Here is an 18,372-nt window from a genome sequence, read left to right as displayed (position 1 = left end):
CATCTATGTTAACGGGCACCATGGCGGATCGGCTGTTCGGCGTGCAGCGCCACGAGCGGCTGCTCAGCGAGCTGCGCCGGTCCGGATCGGTGCGCGTCGCCGCGCTGGCGCGTGAGCTCGGGGTCAGCGAGCTCACCATCCGCCGCGACATCGCCGCCCTGGCCGAGCGCAACCTCGTCACCCGCGTGCACGGCGGGGCCACGCTGCCCGGCCAGGGCCCGGCCCCCGACCCGCCCCGGCCGTCGAAGGGCCGGCGGTTCACCATCGGCATCGTCGTGCCGTCGCTGGACTTCTACTGGCCGCCGATCGTGGCCGGGGCGCGGGCGGCCGCCGCGGCGCTCGGGGTCGCGCTGCGGCTGCGCGGCTCCTCCTACGACCCCGACGAGGACCGGCGGCAGATCGGCCGGCTCGTCGAGGCCGAGCGGGTCGAGGGGCTGCTGCTCGCGCCCAGCCTCGACGCCGGGATGATCGGCTGGATCGGGCGGCTGCCGGTGCCGGCGATCCTCGTCGAGCGCCAGCCGCACCGGTGGACGGCGACGCCGCGGCAGCTGGAGTGGGTGCGCAGCGACCACGCGCTCGGCGCCGAGATCGCCGTGCACCACCTGCACCAGCAGGGCCACCGGCACATCGGGCTGGTGCTCTCGCGCGACAGCCCCACGTCCGAGCACCTGGTGCAGGGGTGGCGGGCCGCCTGCGCCGAGCTGGACATCTCCGACGCGATGGTCGTCGCGCTCACCGCCCGCGAGCCGCCCGGCAGGGTCCGCGACCTCCTCGCGGAGTGCCGCCGCGCGCGCATCACCGCGCTGATCGTGCACAGCGACCCCGACGCGGTGCCGGTCGCCCGGTGGTGCGCCGAGCACGGGGTGGCGGTCCCCGACGAGCTGGCCCTGGTGTCGTACGACGACGAGGCCGCCCACCTCGCCGAGCCCGCCCTGACCGCGGTGCGCCCGCCGAAGCACCACGTCGGCCGGCTGGCGGTCGAGCTCATGGTGTCCCGCCTCCTCGACGGCGACCGGCGGCCCTCCCAGCGCGTGCTGGTCGCGCCCGAGCTGGTGGTGCGGCACTCCTCGCTGTCGCTGGTCCGGCGGCCGGGGATGTTCGGTTCTGAACGTTCCTGACCTTCTGCGTTCGGTTCGTGGCGCGAGCCGCCCCCGCACCATTGCGATGTCATCCAGACATCGACAGCGATGGAACGAAGGGGTGAACCCATGCACACGAGGCGCCGCTCGCTCACCGCCACCCTGGCGGCGGCCCTGCTCACCGCCGGCTCCCTCGCGGCGCCCGCCACGCCGGCGCACGCCGCGACGAGCGACTTCCGCGGGGTCAACTGGGCCGACCAGCGGGACAACTTCGTCAACGACACGCTGGTGCTGGGCGGGCTGAGCACGTCCGACAGCTACGCGACCACGCAGACGAAGGCGGACCGGATCCTCACGGGCTTGCAGAACAACCTCGGCGCCAACACCGTACGGATGCCGGTGAACTATCCGACGGTGTCGGGCGCCTACTGGAACTCCTACACCGGCGCCGTCGACAAGGCCACGAGCAAGGGGATGCGGGTCATCCTGAGCTACTGGGAGGCCGACAACTCGCGGGACGGGCTGGTCGACAACCTCACCCAGTTCTGGTCGATGTGGGGCACGATCGTCGCCAAATACCAGGGCAATGCCAACGTGTACTTCGAGCCGATGAACGAACCGCACGGCTACAGCGACGCGGACTGGAAGAACCTCGCGGCCCAGTGGCTGGCGAACTACCCCGGGGTGCCGCGCGGGCGCATCGTCGTCAGCGGGGCGGGGTACAACCAGCGGATCACGACGATCGGGGACGACAGCCGCTTCTCCGGCACGCTGATCTCCCGGCACACCTACCAGTTCTTCGACACCGGGCGCCTCACCGAGGACTCGTGGCGGGAGAGCCTGCGCACGAGCGTCGGCGCCTACGCCTCGCGCACCCTCATCACCGAGTTCGGCGCCCCGATGACCGACGGCCGCAACTACGACACACCATCCACTTCGGACAGTTTCGTGGCCTTCATCCGCGGGACGGCGGCCGAGGCGCGCGCCGAGGGCCTCGGCACCGTCTACTGGCCCGGCGTGCGCATCGCCGATCCCTACCGCTTGCAAGAGATCTCCGGCAGCGGCAGCAGCCTGAGCCTGTCGACCACGAGCGCCTCCGGCCGCGACCAGCTGCGCTCCTCGTGGGGCCTCGACGGCGGCGCGAACACGGCCCTGACCCACTACCGCGTCGCGAACCGCAACAGCGGCAAGGTGATGGACGTCGTGGGCTCCTCGATCGCGAACAGCGCGGAGGTCAAGCAGTACGCGAGCAACGGCGGCGGCAACCAGCAGTGGGCCTTCGAGGACGCCGGCGGCGGCTACGTCCGCGTCGTGAACGCCTACAGCGGCAAGTGCCTGGACGTCGCGAGCGCGTCGAGCGCCGACGGGGCGAACGTCATCCAGTACACCTGCACGAGCGGCAGCACCAACCAGCAGTGGAAGTGGCAGGCCAGCGGCGCCTCCTTCCAGCTCGTCGCGCGGCACAGCGGCAAGTGCCTCGACGTCGTCGGCTCGGGCACCGGCGACGGGGTGGACATCTCGCAGTACACGTGCAACGGCGGCAACAACCAGCTCTGGTCGCGCACCGCCGTGTGAGCCGCCCCGGGCCGCGGCCGCCCCGTCATCGCGGCGGGGCGGCCGATGCCCTCGTCACGGGGCCGGGCGGGTCGTCGCCGTCTCGCGGCGGATCACGGGGGCGACCTCGGTGGCGAACAGCTCCAGGCTCTCGCGCACCATGCCGTCGGGCATGCCGCCGACGTCGAACTGCCCGACGTACCGCGTGCTGCCCAGCACCTCGTGGTGCCGCATGATCCGGTCGACGACCTCCTGCGGGCTGCCGACGACCAGCCCGTCGGCGAGCCAGGCGTCGTACACCTCCCGCGGCATCCCGTCGCTCATCCGCGGGTGGAACCTGAAGTACCGGGAGTAGTACGGGAAGAACGCCTCCTTCGCGTCCTGCGAGCGGCGCCCGATGAACATGTGCCCCCCGCTGCCCACCCGCAGGGCCGCCGGGTCGTGACCGGCCTGCCCGGCGGCGCGGCGGTAGAGCTCGACGAGCCGGGCGGCGGGGTCCGGCCCGGTGAACAGCGCGAGGAACATCGGCGCGCCGAGCACGCCCGCCCGCACCGCCGACTGCGGCGTCCCGCCGACCCCGATCCACACCGGCAGCGGCTCCTGCAGCGCGCGGGGCGCGACGGCCTCGCCGTTGTGCGTGGGGCGCTCCTCACGGGTGAGCCGCAGCAGCAGCCGGATCTTCTCGTCGAACAGCGTTCCATGCTTGATCCAACCACGGCGCCCCGCGCGGCCCCATCCCGTCAGCGGCGGCCGCGCCGCTGGGGCTCGCGCCGCAGGAGCCGCGGCTCAGGCCCTGTCCTAGGCGCCGGCCTCGCGCTTGATCTGGTCGAACTGCGCGGCCATCGCGGCCGCCAGCGCCTGCGCGGCCGACAGCGGGCGGACCATGACGGTGAAGTCGTCGATCAGGCCGTCCTCGTCCAGGTACAGGAAGTCGCAGCCCTCGACGGCCACGTCGCCGATCCTGGCCTCGAAGACGAGCGCGTGGTCCCGGTCGCCCTCGCCGCCGAGCTCCCGGACGTAGCGGAAGTCCTCGAAGACGCGCAGCACGCCGCGCAGGATCGCCGCGACCATCGGCTTGCCCTCGTAGGGCCGGAAGGCCACGGGGCTGTGGAAGACCACGCCGGCGGCCAGCGTCGCGGCGATGGCCTCGGCGTCGCGCGCCTCGACCGCGCTCCGGAAGCTGATCACGCGCCGAGCATAGACCCGGCCCTTCGCCCGGACGCCCCTGACCGAACGGACGAGGGGGCGATCCGTCGAGCAGCGCCCGACAACGACCTGAGCGGCCAGGCCGGACCCGCGACCCTCGCCACCCTGACTCCATAGAGTGACGGTGACAACGCACTCAGTGCGCTTGGATCTTCGGGGGGTTTCATGTTCCACGCCGTCACCGCCGGTGCCATGCTCCTGTCCTCGCTCACCGCGCCCGCCGCGGCCGCGACGCCGCCACCGCCGAACGAGGTCAGCATCAGCGTGGTCACCGCCAACGGCTCCGGCTGCCCGGACGGCAGCGCCGCGGTCGCCGTCTCGCCCGACAAGAAGGCCTTCACGGTCACCTACAGTCAGTACATGGCCCAGGTCGGAGCCGGGACCAAGCCCACCGACTTCCGCAAGAACTGCCAGCTCGCCCTCGACGTGCACATCCCGCAGGGATTCACGTACGCCATCGCGGAGGCCGACTACCGCGGCTACGCCCACCTCGAGCGCGGCGCGACCGGCACGGCGGTGGCGAGCTACTACTTCCAGGGCAACGCGCAGACCGCGCGGGCCAGCCACCCCTTCAACGGCCCGATGGACGACAACTGGCAGACCAAGGACGTCGTCGGGGTGACCGCCCTGGTCTTCGAGCCCTGCGGCCAGCAGCGCAACCTCAACATCAACACCGAGCTGCGGGTCAACGCCGGCCGCTCCAACCCCAGGACGACCACGAGCTTCATGAGCATGGACTCGACGGACGCCAGCTTCAGCACCGTGTACCAGCTGGCCTGGAAGCGCTGCCCGTAACACCCGCGGCGGCCACGGCATCCGGACGGGTCACGCCCGGGTGCCGTGGCCGCCCGGCAGCATGACCACCTTGCCGGCGGCCCGGTTCTCCTCCATGTACCGGTGGGCCGCGGCGACGTCGTCGAGGCCGAAGACCCGGTCGACGTTCGGCCGGTAGACGCCGGCCTCGACGTTGCGGACGATCCGCCCGAGCACGGCCGCGCCCGCGCCGCCCTTGGCGTCGTCGCTGTGGAACGCCGTGAGCCGGGTGCCGGAGGGGATCATCGCGATCGGCTCGAAGCCCTCGATCAGCCATCCGCTGAGGGAGCCCGCCACGCACACGGTCCCGCCGCGGCGGACCAGGCGCAGCGAGCCGGCGACCGTGCTCGCCCCGACGAGGTCCAGCACGTGGCTCGGCCCCTCGCCCCACGGCGTGCGCAGCGGGCCGCCGTCGTCGAGCAGCACGTGGTCGACGCCGGCCGCGCTCAGCGCGCCCGCCTTGCCGGGCCGGCGGGTCGTGGCCGCGACCTCGACGCCGTGGCCGTGCGCGATCGACGCGGCGGCCAGGCCCACCGACGACGTCCCGCCGCGGATCAGCAGCCGCTCGCCGGGCCGGACGCCCAGCGCGTCGAGGGCGCCCTGCGCGGTCAGGTACGTCTCCGGCAGCGCGGCCAGCACCTCCCACGGCAGCGTGGTGGTCACCGGCATGAGCAGCGCGTCGGGCAGCAGCGCGTACTCGGCATAGCCGCCGTCGAACCGCCGGCCCATCTCCCCCATCACCGCCGCGACCGTCGTGCCCTCCGGCAGCGCGGGATCGGCCGAGGCGGCCACGACGCCCACGCACTCGATCCCCAGCACCCGCGGGAACCGCACGCCCGGGGAGTGCCCCTGGCGGGTCCGCAGCTCCGAACGGTTCAGGCCCGCGCCCATCACCCGGACCAGGCTCCAGCCCGGCCGCACCGCCGGCACCGGCAGCTCCCGGATCTCCAGCACCTCGGGGCCGCCGGCCCGCACACAGACCGCCGCCCGCATCGTCGTCTTCATGCCCTGAACGATCGTCCCGGGGCCGGGCGGCCGCCCACCGGTAGAATGCCAATCCATGCCCCTAGCCCGCCAATCCCGGATCTGGCCGTCCGGGGGCGTGCACCTGTGGCCGTCGGGCGGGACCAGCCCGGCCCACACCCATCCCCGCGGGCACCTGCTGTACGCGGCCGGCGGCGTCCTGTCCGTGCACACCGAACGCGGCACGCTGATCGTCCCGGCCAACCGGATCGCCTGGATCCCGGCCGGGTCCACGCACCACCACCGGGCCCACGGCGAGACCGACATGCGGATCGTGTTCCTGCCGGCCCCGCTCGCCCGGCTGGTCCCCGCGCACCCGGCGGTGTTCCTCGCCTCCGGCCTCGCCCGCGAGGTCCTGCTGACCCTCACCGGCCCGCGGCACCTCGACCGCGGCCCCCGCGCCCGCCTGCACCGGGTCCTGGCCGACGAGCTCCGCGCGGCCCCCGAGCAGCCGCTGCGCCTGCCCGAGCCGCGCGACGACCGGCTGCGGGCCGTGGCTCGCATCCTGGACGAGGACCCCGCGGACGCCAGCTCGCTGGCCGAACTCGGCCGGCAGGTCGGAGCGGGCTCCCGCACGCTCAGCCGCCTGTTCCACGACGAGCTCGGCATGACGTTCTACGAGTGGCGCACCCAGCTGCGTATCGGGCACGCCCTCGTGCTGCTCGCCGAGGGCCACGACACGACGCGGGTCGCCCACGCGTGCGGGTGGGCGAACCCGAGCGGCTTCATCGCCGCCTTCACCGCGATCGTCGGCACCACGCCCGGCCGCCATCGCCAACACCCGGCGGGCTGAGCGGCTACGGAGCCGCTCACGCGGCCAGCGCGGCCAGCAGGTTGTCCACCGCGGCCTCGGCCGCGCGGCGGGAGCTCTCCGCCGTGGCCGCGCCGAGGTGCGGGGTCGGCAGGACGCGGGCCTCGCGCAGCAGCTCGGAGGGGGCCGGCGGCTCGCGGTCGAAGGCGTCCACCGAGTAGAACGCGATCCGCCCCGACCGCAGCTCGGCCAGCAGCGCGGCCTCGTCGACCAGCGTCGAGCGGGCCGTGTTCAGCAGGACCACGTCATCGCGCAGCAGCGCCAGCTCCGGGGCGCCCAGCAGGGGTCCGTCCGGGGACGGGGGCACGTGCAGGGAGACGACCTCGCTCGTGCGCAGGAGATCGCCGAGGGGCAGCAGTGGTACGTCCGCCGCCGTCACGAACGGGTCATGGGCCACGACCGTCATCTCCAGGCCGCGGGCCAGGCCGGCGAGCCGGCGCCCGATGGCGCCGTAGCCGACGATGCCGAGCGTGCGGCCGGCCGCCTCCCGGCCCGTGCTGCGCCGCCAGGTGCCCGAGCGCAGGGCGTCCGCGGCCTCGGGCAGGCCGCGCAGCCCCATCAGGGTGAGGGCCAGGGCCAGCTCGGCCACGCCCTGGGCGTTGGCGCCGCGCGCGGTGAGGACGAGGACGCCCCGGTCGGCGGCCGCGCGCGCGTCGATCGCGTCGCTGCCGGCGCCGTTGCGGCTGATGACCCGCAGGCGGTCGGCGCGGGCCAGGACGTCGGCGCCGATGGGCTCGACGCCCGCGACCCAGCCGACGACGCCGGGCACCGCGTCCAGCAGCTCCTCGGTGGTGGGCTGGCGGCCCGGGGCCGGCGTGACGATCTCGTAGCCGGCGGCGGTGAGCCGGTCCAGCGCGGGCGAGCCGGCCGCCGACATGCTGCGCGGCGTGACCAGGATCCTCATGCCGCCACGCCCAGCGCCAGCGGGTTGAGCACGCGGATCAGGCGGGCGACCTCGCCGGCCATGGCGTCGCGGGCCGGCGCCACGTACTTGCGCGCGTCCATGACCGACGGGTCCGACTCCAGGCGGTCGCGCACCACGGCCGTGAAGCACTTGTTCAGGTGGGTGGCGATGTTGACCTTCGTCATGCCGGAGGTCACCGCGCGGGCCAGGGTCGCGTCGTCGACGCCGGAGGAGCCGTGCAGCACGAGCGGTACGGCGACCCGGGCCGCGATCGCCGCGACCAGCTCCAGGTCGACGACGGCGTCGCGGGTGGCCATGGCGTGCGAGGTGCCGACGGCCACCGCCAGGGAGTCGACGCCGGTGTCGGCGACGAAGCGCTCGGCGTCGCCGGGGTCGGTGCGCACGCCGGGCGCGTGCACGCCGTCCTTGCCGCCGACCTCGCCCAGCTCGGCCTCGACGGCGACCCCGGCGGCGTGGCAGAAGGCGACGACCTCGCGCGTGACGGCGCGGTTGCGCGCGTCGTCGAGCTTGGACCCGTCGTACATGACGGAGGTGAAGCCGAGGCGGACGGCCTCGCGGACCAGCTCGACGTCCTCGGCGTGGTCGAGGTGCAGGACCACCGGGACCGTCGCGGCCTCGGCGAGGGCCAGGCAGGCCCGGGTCAGGGGGCGCAGGGAGCCGTGGTAGCGGACCGCGTTCTCGCTGATCTGCATGATGAGCGGCGCCTGGGCCGCCTCGGCGCCGGCGACGAGGGCCTCGCCGTGCTCGAGCAGGGTGGTGTTGAAGGCGCCGACACCGTACCCGCTGGTGCGGGCGGCGGCGAGGATGGGGCGTGGGTCAGCGAGGGGCACGGGGGAACTCCAAGAGCGTTATGTGACTTCGGACTGGGCTCGCACGGCCGCTCGGGCGGCGTGGAAGCGGGCCCGGGCAAGGGCGTAGCCGCCGGCTCCGGGTGACACCGTCTCGGCGCCGGAACCGTTGCTGTGCAAGGGTTCGTTGGTGTGCAAGGGTTCATTGGTGTGCAAGGGTTCGGTGGAATCCCAGGCGCCGATGCCGAGCCAGCCCAGGGCCGCCGCGCCGAGGGCCGCGCAGTGCTGGGCGTCGGCGGGGCGGGTGACGGGCCGCTCGAGCAGGTCGGCGAGGACCTGGAGCATGAGGGTGCCGCGGGCCCCGCCGCCGACCGCGGTGATCGGCGCGCGGGACGGCCCGGGCAGCATGGTCGCGGCGGCGTCGGCGAGGCTGAAGCCGATGCCCTCCACCACCGCGCGCGCGAGATGGCCGTGGGTGTGGGCGAGGTCGAGCCCGAGGAACGCGCCGCGCACGCCGGGGCCGCCTTCCGCGACGGTACCGCCGGCAAGCGTCGGCACGCACGTGAGCCCGCCGGCGCCGGCGGGGATCGCGGCCGCCTCGGCCAGCAGCGCGTCGAGGTCGCCGTCGCGCCCGAGCAGGCCGGCCAGCCAGGTGAGGCTGCTGCCGCCGCCGAAGGTGGACAGGGCCGACACGTAGAGGCCCGGCAGCACGTGGTCGAAGACGAACGGGCGCCGCACGTCGTCGAGGACCGGCTCGGCGCCGGCGACGGTGACCCAGTTGGACGAGCCGAGCGAGAGGTACGCGGCGCCGGGGCGGTCCAGGCCGGCGCCCAGGGCCATGCAGGAGTTGTCGACGCCGCCGGCCACGACGGGGACGCCGGCCGGGATGCCGGTCCGGTCCGCCGCGGCCGGGGTCACCTCGCCGATGACCGCGCTCGACGCGACGATCCGGGGCCACCAGCGCACGGGCACGCCGAGGGTCTCGAACACGTCCGGCCGCAGCGCGCGGGCGAGCAGGTCGTAGGCGCCGGATCCCGAGGCGTAGCTGGGATCCGTCGCCTCGACGCCGGTGAGCCGGGCGTTGATCCAGTCCTTGCTGCCGAGGATGCGGGCGACCCGGGGCTCCTCGCGCAGCCCGGCCGCCTTGAACACGGTGTACATGCCGGCCGGGAAGCCGTTGCCGGTGGCGCGGTACCAGTCCCGCTCGGGAATGTGCCGGAACGCCTGCCGCGCGGCCTCGCTGCCCCGCACGTCCGACCAGATCGGCACGGACTCGAGCAGCAGCGCGCCGCCGGCGTCGACCGGCACCATCGCCAGGCTGTGCCCGGAGAGCGAGACGGCCCGGACCCGGTGCTCGTCCAGCGGCAGCTCGCGGGTCGCCGCGGCGAGGGCGTCCCACCAGTCCGCGGGGCGCTGCTCGTGCAGGCCCGGGGCCGGGTAGGCGGTCGGGTAGGCGACGAACGCGGTGGCGCGCACGCGCGCGGCGGCGTCGACGAGGGCGGCCTTGCAGCCGCCGGTGCCCAGGTCGAAGGCGAGCACGACGTCGGTCATGAGCGCGGCATCCCCGATCGCATCCGGGACAGCCGCGACTTCATGGTGCGGATGTCCTCCAGGGCCGGCTCCTCGCGGCGCAGCAGCACCATGGTGGCCAGCGTGTCGACGACCACGAGCTGGGCCAGGCGCGAGATGGTCGGCGTGTAGACGTCGGTGTTGTCCAGCGACTCGACCACGAGCGCGATGTTGGACAGCTCGGCCAGCGGGGACGGGCCGCCGGTGATGCCGATGACGGTGGCGCCCCGCTCCCGCGCGACGCGCACGGTGTCGAGGATGGACACGGTGCGCCCGGTGTTGGAGATGGCCACGAACGCGGTGCCGGGCCGGCTGGTCGAGGCGGCCAGGAACTGCTGGTGCGTGTCGATCGGGGCCGAGCACGGCACGCCGAAGAGCGGGAACTTCTGCTCGGCGTCCATGGCCACGATCCCGGACGCGCCGAGCCCGATGAACACGATGTGCGAGCAGGACGCGAGGGTGTCCACGGCCCGCGCGATCGCGTCGAGGTCGAGGTGGCGGCGCACGTGGTCGAGCGAGGTGATGGAGAAGTCGAAGATCTTGCCGACGGTGGTGGCGGTGTCGTCCTGGGCCTCGATGACCGACTGGGTCGCGGGCACGCCGAGCGCGACGCTCTGCGCGAGCTGGATGCGGAAGTCGTGGAACCCGTCGCAGCCGATCGCGTTGGCGAAGCGCACGATCGTGGGCTGGCTGACCTCCGCCAGCTCGGCCAGCTCGGCCAGGGTCATCGGCACCACGCGGCGCGGGTCGGCCAGCACGACGTCGGCGACCTTGCGCTCGGAGCGGCGCAGCTGGTCGAGGCTGCGGCTGATGCGTTCCAGCACGGGTCCACCCATGGCGACGCTCATCGGCGGCCTCGCAGGATCATCGTCTCGCCGTGCGACGGGAGCTGGACGGTGACGCCGAGGCGATCGGCGAGGCCGAGGTCGAACCCGGCCGGGTCGGCGGTGTTGAAAGCGAACATGCCCCAATGATGTGGGACGAGGGTGGCGATCCCGGCGGCGGCGCACAGCCGGACGGCCTCGTCGAAGGTGAAGTTGCCGGGCACGCCGTTGCCGCGGCGGTAGGCGTCGCGGCCGTTGACCGGCAGCAGCGCCACGTCGATCGCCATCCGGGCGAGCCACTCGGGCAGGCCGTCCCAGGGGGCGCAGTCGCCGGAGTGGTACACGCGGGTGCCGGCGGCGTCGATGACGTAGCCGAGGTACCGGTCGTCGCCGCGCTCGTCGAAGGCGCGCTCCTCGTGCGCGGAGGGCACCGCGCTGAGGGTGAACGGGCCGAACCCGGCCTCCTCGCCGGCGCGCAGCGGGTCGATCCGGGACGCGGGCGCGCCGCTGCGGCGCAGGGCCTCGCCGACGACGGCGCGCGGGCAGACCAGGCGGGTGCGGGGCTGGGCGGCCAGCAGCGGCGCGAGGGTGCCCGGGTCCATGTGGTCGGTGTGCGCGTGGGTGCAGGCGACGGCGACGAGCGGCGGGAGGTCCCGCGGGGCGAGCGGGGCCGGGCGCAGGCGGGTGTGCGGGAACAGGCGGCCGGCGTACTTCTCGGCCAGGGAGTCCGAGAGGTACGGGTCCACGGCCAGGTTCGCCGCGCCCGCGGTGAACACGAATCCCGCCTGGCCGAGCCAGCGCGCCGGCAGCGTCATCGGACCGCCTGGGCGGCGTCGTAGAGCCGGTCGAACCCGGGGCCCTCCGTCGGCAGGTTCAGGCCGAACACCGCGTCGGCGGCGCGCGTCCAGCCGTGCACGAAGTACCGCCACCCGTCCTCGACCGTGAGCGCGTCGGCGGCCGCGCGGGCCCGCGCCTGGCGCAGGAACCCGAGCTCGCCGCGGTAGTTGAACTCCCACACCGCCCCGCCGTGCGGGAACACGGCGGCGTCGGTGAGCGGCGAGCCCGGCCGGTCCTTGCCCATGCCGGTCGCGTTGACCACGAGCGCGCCGGGGCCGAGCCCGGCCAGCAGCGCGTCGTGGGTGTCGCCGCGGCCCAGCAGCCGGGTCTGCCACGCGATGCCCGGGTCGCCGGCGGCGGTCGCCTTCGCGATGGCGGCCAGGCGGTCCTCGGCGATGTCGGTGACGACGACCCGGGCCGGAGCGTCGGCGCCCGCGCGGTGGGCGAAGTAGTCGCACAGCGCGAGGGCGGCCCCGCCCGAGCCCATCACCAGCACGTCGCGCCCGGCGAGCACGGGAACGATCGCGTGCAGCGACAGCTCGCTGGTGATGGTGTCCAGCGCCAGCCCGTCGATGACGCCGTCGCCGGCGACGAGGGCGCTGACTTCGTGCAGCCGCGCGGCGTCGCCGTTGACGCCGCGCAGCTGGTCCCGGGTGGCGGCGTAGAGGTCGAGCTTGTGGGTGGTGACCAGGGCGCCGCGCGACAGCGGGTCGTCGCGCAGGTGGGCGACGACCGCGCGGTAGTCGGCGGCCGGCGCGCCGACGGGGATGTCGATGCCGGTCAGCTCGACGCCGTCGAGGCCGAGCAGCGGGCGCCAGGCGGCGAAGACGCGGTGGATGGCGGAGGAGCCGGTCGTGACGCCGATGAAGTACATGGTCGGCGCGGTGGCGGGGGCCAGCGTGGCCGGCGTGAGCACGGTGGGCATCAGGCGCCGGCCTCGGCCACGAGGCGCACGGCGACGGCGGTGTTGATGCCGAAGCGGGTGGCTCCGGCGGCCATGAGCGCGCGGATCTGGTCCAGGGAGCGCACGCCGCCCGAGGCCTTGATCTCGCGGCCGGGGCCGGCGACCGCGCGGATGAGCTCGACGTGCCGCGGGGTCGTGGCCACGCCCTGCCAGCCGGTGCCGGTCTTGAGGGAGGTGGCGCCGGCGTCGACGGCGGCCTGGGCGGCGGCGCGCACCTGGTCCTCGTCGAGCAGGCCGACCTCGAGGATCACCTTGACCGGGACGGCGCCGGCGACGGCCGCCAGGACCGCCGCGACGTCCTCGGTGGCCGCCGTGCGCTCGCCGGAGCGGACCAGCCCGATGTTCATGACGACGTCCATCTCCTGGACGCCGTGATCGAGCAGCCACCGGGCCTCGGCGACCTTGACCGCGGTGGCCGAGCCGCCGGAGGGGAAGCCCACCGGCGAGCCGGCGTTGGTGGCCGAGCCCTCGAGCAGCGGGCGCAGCACCGGCAGCCAGGACGGCAGCACGTGCGCGGCCACGAAGTCGCCCTCGAGGGCGTGCCGGGCCAGTTCCTCCACGTCGGCGCGGCCGTGCTGGGCCTGCACCGCGCTGATGTCGACCATGCGGGCGAGCGCGTGGCCGGTCAGGTCATCGAGCGACATAGTTCGGGTTCTCCTCCAGGCGCCAGGGCTCGGCCCCGGTTCCGCCGACGGCCAGGTGCCGCATGCCGCCGGCGCGCGCGATGATGCCGTAGTCCTGCCCGGCGTCGGCCGGGTAGCAGAACACGGTCACCAGGTCGGTGTCGCCCACGTTCACGCTGCGGTGGATGTGCACGGGCGGGACGTAGGCGATGACGCCCGGGCGCAGCTCGGTGACGACGGTCCGCCCGTCGAGCGTCTCCATCAGCATGAGGCCGTGCCCGGCCAGGCAGTGGTAGATCTCGGCGCGGTCGTGCTTGGCGTGGATGTGGCCGCGGGTCATGTGGAACTCGTCGCCGACCTTGCCCGGCGAGAGCGTCGAGATGCCGGTGATGAGGTCGCCGGCCGCCTCGGACGGGCGGAACTCGTCGACGTGGTAGATGACCCGGTCGGCCTCCTGGGCCAGGCGGGCGGCGAACGCCCCGGCGTCGGCGAAGAGGCCGTCGAGGTCGGCCAGCCTCTTCTCGTACCGCCCCGTGCGGTTCGTCAGCCCCGCGGGCGTGACGACCAGCTCGGGGCCGCTCAGCGGTTCGCTCACCGTGCTCCTCCGTCGTGCTGTGGTCCCATCGTTTGTAGCAAACTTACAAGAACCTGTCACGCCCTCGCGGCCTCCGTGTAGCGAACTTCCCGATTTGAAAGCGGATGCTGGGTCAGTAAGCGGTCAAATCGGGCGCAAACGCGAGGGTGGTCGACACTCGTCTGTAACGATCCGCAAATCTTGCGTTGACAACTTCCGGCCCGGATGTAGTGTGACTCCACAAGTCGCGTGGGAGTCCACATCAGCGGTGGGGGGTGACAGCACACATGCAGGCCAGTGACCGGCGGCGCGAGATCGTCGAGCTCGTCCGCATCGGCGGACGCGTGCAGGCAGCCGAGCTGTCCGCCCGCTTCTCGGTCAACGCCGAGACCATCCGCCGCGACCTGACGGCCCTGGAGGCCGCGGGCGAGCTGGATCGGGTGCACGGCGGCGCCGTGGTCCGCGGCACGCTCACGGTCGAGGGGCGCGTCTCCAGCCGGATGGCCGAGCGGCGCGAGGAGAAGCTCGCCATCGCCCGGGCCGCCGCCGAGGAGATCCCGCCCTTCGGGGCCATCTTCATCGAGGCCGGCTCGACCACGGGCCACCTCGCCGATCTGCTGCCGGACCGTGGCGACCTGCTCATCGTCACCAACGCCCTGCAGATCGCGCTGGCCCTGACCGACCTCGGGCACTCCACGGTGATGACGATCGGCGGCCGGGTGCGCCCGGCCAGCTACGCCGAGGTCGACACCTGGGCCCTGGAGCGCCTCGCCGCGCTCCGCTTCGACGTCGCGTTCGTCGGCGCCAACGCCGTCGACCTGGCGTGGGGGCTCTCGACGATGGACCCCGCGGAGGCGGCCGTCAAGGCGGCCATCCTCGCCTCCGCGCAGAAGTCCGTGCTGCTCACCGACCACACCAAGTTCGGCCTTCGGGCCGCCTGCCGCTACGGCTCGGTCAAGGACATCGACCTGGTCGTGACCGACCCCGGTCTCGACCCCACCGCCGCCGAGGAGATCCGGGCCCTGGGCACCGAGATCCGCCTCGCCAACGGCTGAACCACCGCACGGCGCACACACCCCCTTGGAGGACCACATGAAGCTACGCACCGGGATCCGGTCGCTCACCCGCGGCACGGCCGTGCTGGTGGCGGTCGCGATGCTCGCCGCCGCCTGCGGAGGCGGCGACGACAAGGCCGCCTCCGGCCCGTCCGACCTGATCAACGGCCGGCCCTCGCCGACCGACCAGAAGCCGAGCAGCCAGGTCAAGGTCGCGATGATCGGCTTCGCCAACAACCCGTACTGGGTGTCGGTGAAGTCCGGCGCGGACTACGCCAACCGCGTGCTCTCGTCCCGCAACGGCAAGGTCGACTGGATCGTCGCCGGGGACAACATCGACGTGCAGACGGTGTCGAGCGCGATCAAGGGCGCCGACGCGCAGGGGTACAAGGGCATCGGCTTCTTCATCGCCGGCGAGGGCAACTGCGCCGACATCAAGACGCTCTCGGCCAAGGGCGACAAGCTCGGCGCCTACAACACGCTGTTCGACTGCGTCGGCTCGTCGGGCGGCACGGTGAACTACGCGCAGGAGCAGTACAAGGCCGGCCAGACCGCGGCCAAGGAGATGATCAAGGCGACCGGCGGCAAGGCCGGCAAGGTCGGCATCATCGTCAGCCAGTTCACCGCGCCCGGCTCCGAGCAGCGCCGCAAGGGCTTCGTCGACGGCCTGCAGGGCTCCAGCCTGACCCTGGTCGGGCAGGGCGTGGAGGCCAAGGACTCGGCCTCCAACACCTTCACCGCCGCGCAGAACTACCTGCAGTCCAACTCGGACCTGGTCGGCATCTACGCCACCGCCGGCGGCCCGTTCGGCGCCGCGCAGGCCGTGGCCGCGGCCAACAAGCAGAGCAGCGTCAAGGTGATCGGCTTCGACATCACCACCGAGAACATCGAGGCGATCAAGAACGGCTCGATGTACGGCGTGATCGGCCAGGACGCGTTCGGCCAGGGTTACAACGTGGCCATCCAGCTCTACAACGCGGTCGTCACCGGCAAGAACCCGGACCAGGTCACCCAGGAGGCCGAAGCCCCGTTCGTGACCAAGGAGAACCTGGCCCAGCACGACCCGTCCGCCGTGCCGCTGGGCACCCCGGGCGCATCCTGACCGGTTTCTCCTCGGATCTCTTCGGAAGTTTGTGGCGAGCATGACGAACACTGCGACGCCGGCGGCCCTCGTGGTCGCCGGCCTGGCGAAGTCGTTCGGCCCCGTGCGGGCCCTGCGGGACGTGTCCCTGGCCTTCCCGGCCGGGCAGGTCACCGGGCTGCTCGGCGAGAACGGCGCCGGCAAGTCCACCCTCATCCGGCTCTGCTCCGGTGAGATGCGCCCCGACCGCGGGACGCTCACCCTCGCCGGGCAGGACGTGAGCTTCGGTTCACCGCTGGAGGCGATCGCCGCCGGCGTCGTCGTCGTGCACCAGGAGCCGCTGCTCATCAGCGAGCTCACCATCGCCGACAACCTCTTCCTCTACGACCTCGGCGAGCGGCCGGCCTACGCGGCCGCCCGCCGGGGCGAGAACGTCGCCCGGGCCCGCGAGCTGCTGCGCCGCCTGGACATGACCGGCTACCTGCCGGACCCCTCGACGCTGTGCCGCGACCTGTCCGCCGCCTCCCGGCAGATGGTCGACATCGTGCGGGCCCTGTCCCGGCAGCCGAAGGTGCTCTTCCTCGACGAGCCCAACTCCAGCCTCACCCACGAGGAGTCGGAGCGGCTCTTCAGCGTCGTACGCCGGCTGCGGGCCGACGGCGTCGCGGTGGTGCTCGTCAGCCACCGCCTCGCCGAGGTGTTCTCCATCGTCGACCACGTCATCGTGCTGCGCGACGGCACGTTCGTCGCGGCCGGCGACCCGGTCGAGATCGACGAGCCGCGGGCCGTGGCGCTCATGGCCGGCGAGCGCAAGCGGGCCGTGGTCGCCGAGACGGTGGCCGAGCGCCGCGAGGCCGTCGCGCACGCCGACGACGCCGAGATCGCCCTGGAGCTGCGCGGGCTGTCCGGCGAGGGCTTCGACGACGTCAGCTTCACCCTGCGCCGCGGCGAGATCCTCGGCATGTCCGGCCTGGTCGGGGCGGGGCGCACCGAGATCGCCGAGGCGGTCATCGGGGTGCGGCGCACCACCGCCGGCCGGGTGCTGGTCGCCGGGCGCCCGGTGCGCATCTCCGGCCCCGGCGCGGCCCAGAAGCTCGGCATCGCCTACGTCGCCGAGGAGCGGCGCACCGAGGTCTTCCACGCCCAGACGGTCGGCTACAACCTGACCGTCCGCATCCTGTCGACGCTGGGGCCGCTCGGCTGGGTCTCGGCCCGGCGCACCAACGACGCGGCCCGCGAGCTGACCCGGCGCTTCGGGGTGAAGACCGCCTCCACCGAGGCCCCGATCACCTCGCTGTCGGGCGGCAACCAGCAGAAGGTCCTGCTGGCCCGGGCCCTGGCCGCGAAGCCGCGGGTGCTGATCCTCGACGAGCCGACCCGGGGCGTCGACGTCGGCACCAAGGCGGAGATCTACGCGACCCTGCGCGAGCTGGCGCACACCGAGGGCCTCGCCGTCTGGTTCATCTCCTCGGAGCTCGAGGAGGTCGTCGAGCTCGCCGACCGCGTCGTGGTGGTCCGCCAGGGCCGGCTGACCCTCGACGCCCCCAACACCGCAGGACCGCAGCCCATCGTGGCCGCCGCCATGGGATCGACCGAAGGATGATCATGTCTGCTCCCACCGTCACCGCCCCGGCCCCGGAGCGCACCCGCTCCGCGAAGGACGTCGCCCGCGCGGTCCTCAAGCGGCAGGAGACCGGCCTGCTCGGCGTGATCATCCTGCTCGGCTTCGTCGTCAGCCTCATCAACAGCAACTTCCTGCGCGCCGACAACCTCTACAACGTGCTGCAGACCGTCGTCGTCGTCGGCGTCATCGCCGTCGGCCAGACGTACATCCTCATCGCCAAGGAGATCGACCTGTCGGTCGGCTCGGTGCTGGCGCTGTCCGCGGTCACCGCCGGCTCGGTCTACGGCAGCGGCGCGAACCCGTGGATCGCGATGCTCGCGGGCATCGCCGTCGGCGCGCTCTGCGGCCTGGCCGTCGGCACCGTCGTGGTCATCGGCCGGGTCAGCTCGTTCATCGTGACGCTGGGCATGCTGTCCATCGCCCGCGGCCTGACCCAGCTCGTCACCGGCGGCCTGCCCCAGTCGATGCCCCCGCAGCTGTCCTTCATCGGGCAGGGCCGGGTGTTCGGCGGCATCCCGGTCAGCGTCATCATCTTCATCGTCCTGGTGATTTTGGGCCAGCTGCTGCTCACCCGCACGATCTTCGGCCTGCGGGTCACCGCGATCGGCGACAACGATGCCGCCGCGCGCACCGGCGGCATCCCGGTCGGGCGCACCCGCATCCTCACGTTCGTGCTCATCGGCCTGCTCGCGGGGCTCGCCGGCATCATCTTCTCCACGCAGGTCGGCGTCGCCGAGGCGCAGGCGGGCACCGGCTACGAGCTCGACGTCATCGCGGCGGCGGTCATCGGCGGCGCGAGCCTCTCCGGCGGGCGCGGCTCCATCATCGGCGCGTTCCTGGGCGCCTGCCTGCTCGGCGTCCTGCGCAACGCGTTCATCCTGCTCGCCCTCTCCCCCTTCCTGCAGCAGCTCAGCATCGGCCTGGTCATCGTCCTGGCCGCGCTGTTCGACCAGGGCCGCCAGGGCAACCTGCGCCACCTGAGCCCGTCCGCGCTGCGCTCCCGCTTCCTCTCCGGTCGCTGA

Annotated in this window: 19 protein-coding genes; 8 read left to right on the top strand and 11 right to left on the bottom strand. The window is 73.6% G+C overall.

What is annotated here, in order from left to right; genetic code table 11:
* The first annotated feature begins 20 nt into the window (after nucleotides 1-20).
* Complete coding sequence (locus AC6JBM_RS02775; RefSeq protein ID WP_497982033.1) at nucleotides 21-1,118, top strand: LacI family DNA-binding transcriptional regulator; 1,098 nt, start codon at nucleotides 21-23, stop codon at nucleotides 1,116-1,118.
* Between the two features lie 90 nt (nucleotides 1,119-1,208).
* Complete coding sequence (locus tag AC6JBM_RS02770) at nucleotides 1,209-2,654, top strand: RICIN domain-containing protein (protein WP_497982032.1); 1,446 nt, start codon at nucleotides 1,209-1,211, stop codon at nucleotides 2,652-2,654.
* Between the two features lie 54 nt (nucleotides 2,655-2,708).
* On the opposite strand, the gene AC6JBM_RS02765 is transcribed toward AC6JBM_RS02770, so the two are convergent.
* The gene (locus AC6JBM_RS02765; RefSeq protein WP_497986403.1) at nucleotides 2,709-3,326 is read right to left on the bottom strand and encodes an LLM class flavin-dependent oxidoreductase; all 618 of its coding nucleotides are present in this window, start codon (nucleotides 3,324-3,326) and stop codon (nucleotides 2,709-2,711) included.
* 105 nt (nucleotides 3,327-3,431) lie between these two features.
* A complete protein-coding gene (locus AC6JBM_RS02760; protein WP_497982031.1) occupies nucleotides 3,432-3,821 on the bottom strand; it encodes a nuclear transport factor 2 family protein in 390 nt (129 codons plus the stop codon).
* A 183-nt stretch (nucleotides 3,822-4,004) separates the two neighbouring features.
* Here AC6JBM_RS02760 and AC6JBM_RS02755 point away from each other — a divergent pair, with 183 nt between their 5' ends.
* Nucleotides 4,005-4,634, top strand: coding sequence for a DUF4360 domain-containing protein (locus AC6JBM_RS02755; protein ID WP_497982030.1), 630 nt, complete (start codon nucleotides 4,005-4,007; stop codon nucleotides 4,632-4,634).
* A gap of 30 nt (nucleotides 4,635-4,664) precedes the next feature.
* Here the strand turns inward: AC6JBM_RS02755 and AC6JBM_RS02750 are convergent, their stop codons facing one another.
* Nucleotides 4,665-5,657 carry a zinc-binding dehydrogenase gene (locus AC6JBM_RS02750; RefSeq protein WP_497982029.1) on the bottom strand — a complete coding sequence of 331 codons (993 nt, stop codon included), beginning with the start codon at nucleotides 5,655-5,657 and terminating at the stop codon, nucleotides 4,665-4,667.
* A gap of 55 nt (nucleotides 5,658-5,712) precedes the next feature.
* Here AC6JBM_RS02750 and AC6JBM_RS02745 point away from each other — a divergent pair, with 55 nt between their 5' ends.
* Entirely contained in the window at nucleotides 5,713-6,468 is a 756-nt protein-coding gene (locus AC6JBM_RS02745) for an AraC family transcriptional regulator (RefSeq protein ID WP_497982028.1), read from the top strand.
* A 16-nt stretch (nucleotides 6,469-6,484) separates the two neighbouring features.
* Here AC6JBM_RS02745 and AC6JBM_RS02740 read toward each other — a convergent pair whose 3' ends face one another.
* Genes AC6JBM_RS02740 through AC6JBM_RS02705 form a run of 8 tightly spaced genes read right to left on the bottom strand, consistent with a single transcriptional unit; the run spans nucleotide 6,485 to nucleotide 13,611 of the window.
* Nucleotides 6,485-7,390: an NAD(P)-dependent oxidoreductase gene (locus AC6JBM_RS02740; protein WP_497982027.1), complete on the bottom strand. Its 906-nt coding sequence runs from the start codon at nucleotides 7,388-7,390 to the stop codon at nucleotides 6,485-6,487.
* Nucleotides 7,387-8,241 (bottom strand): class II fructose-bisphosphate aldolase, encoded by an 855-nt coding sequence (locus tag AC6JBM_RS02735; protein ID WP_497982026.1) that lies wholly within the window; start codon nucleotides 8,239-8,241, stop codon nucleotides 7,387-7,389. The genes AC6JBM_RS02740 and AC6JBM_RS02735 overlap by 4 nt, the downstream gene beginning before the upstream one ends.
* An 18-nt stretch (nucleotides 8,242-8,259) precedes the next feature.
* Nucleotides 8,260-9,750, bottom strand: a complete 1,491-nt coding sequence (locus tag AC6JBM_RS02730) for a xylulokinase (protein WP_497982025.1) — start codon at nucleotides 9,748-9,750, stop codon at nucleotides 8,260-8,262.
* Nucleotides 9,747-10,592: an SIS domain-containing protein gene (locus AC6JBM_RS02725; protein WP_350616464.1), complete on the bottom strand. Its 846-nt coding sequence runs from the start codon at nucleotides 10,590-10,592 to the stop codon at nucleotides 9,747-9,749. The genes AC6JBM_RS02730 and AC6JBM_RS02725 overlap by 4 nt, the downstream gene beginning before the upstream one ends.
* Before the next feature lie 20 nt (nucleotides 10,593-10,612).
* Nucleotides 10,613-11,407: an MBL fold metallo-hydrolase gene (locus AC6JBM_RS02720; protein WP_497982024.1), complete on the bottom strand. Its 795-nt coding sequence runs from the start codon at nucleotides 11,405-11,407 to the stop codon at nucleotides 10,613-10,615.
* The gene (locus AC6JBM_RS02715) at nucleotides 11,404-12,354 is read right to left on the bottom strand and encodes a hypothetical protein (RefSeq protein ID WP_497982023.1); all 951 of its coding nucleotides are present in this window, start codon (nucleotides 12,352-12,354) and stop codon (nucleotides 11,404-11,406) included. The genes AC6JBM_RS02720 and AC6JBM_RS02715 overlap by 4 nt, the downstream gene beginning before the upstream one ends.
* Nucleotides 12,354-13,037, bottom strand: a complete 684-nt coding sequence (deoC, locus tag AC6JBM_RS02710; protein ID WP_497982022.1) for a deoxyribose-phosphate aldolase — start codon at nucleotides 13,035-13,037, stop codon at nucleotides 12,354-12,356. Before deoC ends, AC6JBM_RS02715 begins: the two co-directional genes overlap by 1 nt.
* Entirely contained in the window at nucleotides 13,024-13,611 is a 588-nt protein-coding gene (locus AC6JBM_RS02705) for a glucose-6-phosphate isomerase family protein (RefSeq protein WP_433616224.1), read from the bottom strand. Before AC6JBM_RS02705 ends, deoC begins: the two co-directional genes overlap by 14 nt.
* A gap of 266 nt (nucleotides 13,612-13,877) precedes the next feature.
* Between AC6JBM_RS02705 and AC6JBM_RS02700 the strand changes: the two genes are divergently transcribed.
* The 4 genes from AC6JBM_RS02700 to AC6JBM_RS02685 are packed head-to-tail and all read left to right on the top strand — an operon-like array spanning nucleotide 13,878 to nucleotide 18,372.
* Nucleotides 13,878-14,645, top strand: a complete 768-nt coding sequence (locus AC6JBM_RS02700) for a DeoR/GlpR family DNA-binding transcription regulator (protein ID WP_497982021.1) — start codon at nucleotides 13,878-13,880, stop codon at nucleotides 14,643-14,645.
* 37 nt (nucleotides 14,646-14,682) lie between these two features.
* Nucleotides 14,683-15,747 (top strand): sugar ABC transporter substrate-binding protein, encoded by a 1,065-nt coding sequence (locus tag AC6JBM_RS02695; RefSeq protein ID WP_497982020.1) that lies wholly within the window; start codon nucleotides 14,683-14,685, stop codon nucleotides 15,745-15,747.
* A gap of 40 nt (nucleotides 15,748-15,787) precedes the next feature.
* Nucleotides 15,788-17,329 carry a sugar ABC transporter ATP-binding protein gene (locus AC6JBM_RS02690; protein ID WP_497982019.1) on the top strand — a complete coding sequence of 514 codons (1,542 nt, stop codon included), beginning with the start codon at nucleotides 15,788-15,790 and terminating at the stop codon, nucleotides 17,327-17,329.
* 2 nt (nucleotides 17,330-17,331) lie between these two features.
* Complete coding sequence (locus AC6JBM_RS02685; RefSeq protein WP_497982018.1) at nucleotides 17,332-18,372, top strand: ABC transporter permease; 1,041 nt, start codon at nucleotides 17,332-17,334, stop codon at nucleotides 18,370-18,372.

Source organism: Dactylosporangium thailandense (assembly GCF_059739745.1).
This window is presented reverse-complemented; position numbering and strand designations above follow the sequence as displayed.

Bases quoted from the DNA above. Each gene is read 5' to 3' on its own strand.
- AC6JBM_RS02770 (WP_497982032.1), top strand. From the start codon at position 1,209: ATGCACACGAGGCGCCGCTCGCTCACCGCCACCCTGGCGGCGGCCCTG.
- AC6JBM_RS02750 (WP_497982029.1), bottom strand. From the start codon at position 5,657: ATGAAGACGACGATGCGGGCGGCGGTCTGTGTGCGGGCCGGCGGCCCC.
- AC6JBM_RS02690 (WP_497982019.1), top strand. From the start codon at position 15,788: ATGACGAACACTGCGACGCCGGCGGCCCTCGTGGTCGCCGGCCTGGCG.
- AC6JBM_RS02700 (WP_497982021.1), top strand. From the start codon at position 13,878: ATGCAGGCCAGTGACCGGCGGCGCGAGATCGTCGAGCTCGTCCGCATC.
- AC6JBM_RS02730 (WP_497982025.1), bottom strand. From the start codon at position 9,750: ATGACCGACGTCGTGCTCGCCTTCGACCTGGGCACCGGCGGCTGCAAG.
- AC6JBM_RS02685 (WP_497982018.1), top strand. From the start codon at position 17,332: ATGTCTGCTCCCACCGTCACCGCCCCGGCCCCGGAGCGCACCCGCTCC.
- AC6JBM_RS02775 (WP_497982033.1), top strand. From the start codon at position 21: ATGGCGGATCGGCTGTTCGGCGTGCAGCGCCACGAGCGGCTGCTCAGC.
- AC6JBM_RS02745 (WP_497982028.1), top strand. From the start codon at position 5,713: ATGCCCCTAGCCCGCCAATCCCGGATCTGGCCGTCCGGGGGCGTGCAC.
- AC6JBM_RS02715 (WP_497982023.1), bottom strand. From the start codon at position 12,354: ATGCCCACCGTGCTCACGCCGGCCACGCTGGCCCCCGCCACCGCGCCG.
- AC6JBM_RS02720 (WP_497982024.1), bottom strand. From the start codon at position 11,407: ATGACGCTGCCGGCGCGCTGGCTCGGCCAGGCGGGATTCGTGTTCACC.
- deoC (WP_497982022.1), bottom strand. From the start codon at position 13,037: ATGTCGCTCGATGACCTGACCGGCCACGCGCTCGCCCGCATGGTCGAC.
- AC6JBM_RS02740 (WP_497982027.1), bottom strand. From the start codon at position 7,390: ATGAGGATCCTGGTCACGCCGCGCAGCATGTCGGCGGCCGGCTCGCCC.
- AC6JBM_RS02695 (WP_497982020.1), top strand. From the start codon at position 14,683: ATGAAGCTACGCACCGGGATCCGGTCGCTCACCCGCGGCACGGCCGTG.
- AC6JBM_RS02755 (WP_497982030.1), top strand. From the start codon at position 4,005: ATGTTCCACGCCGTCACCGCCGGTGCCATGCTCCTGTCCTCGCTCACC.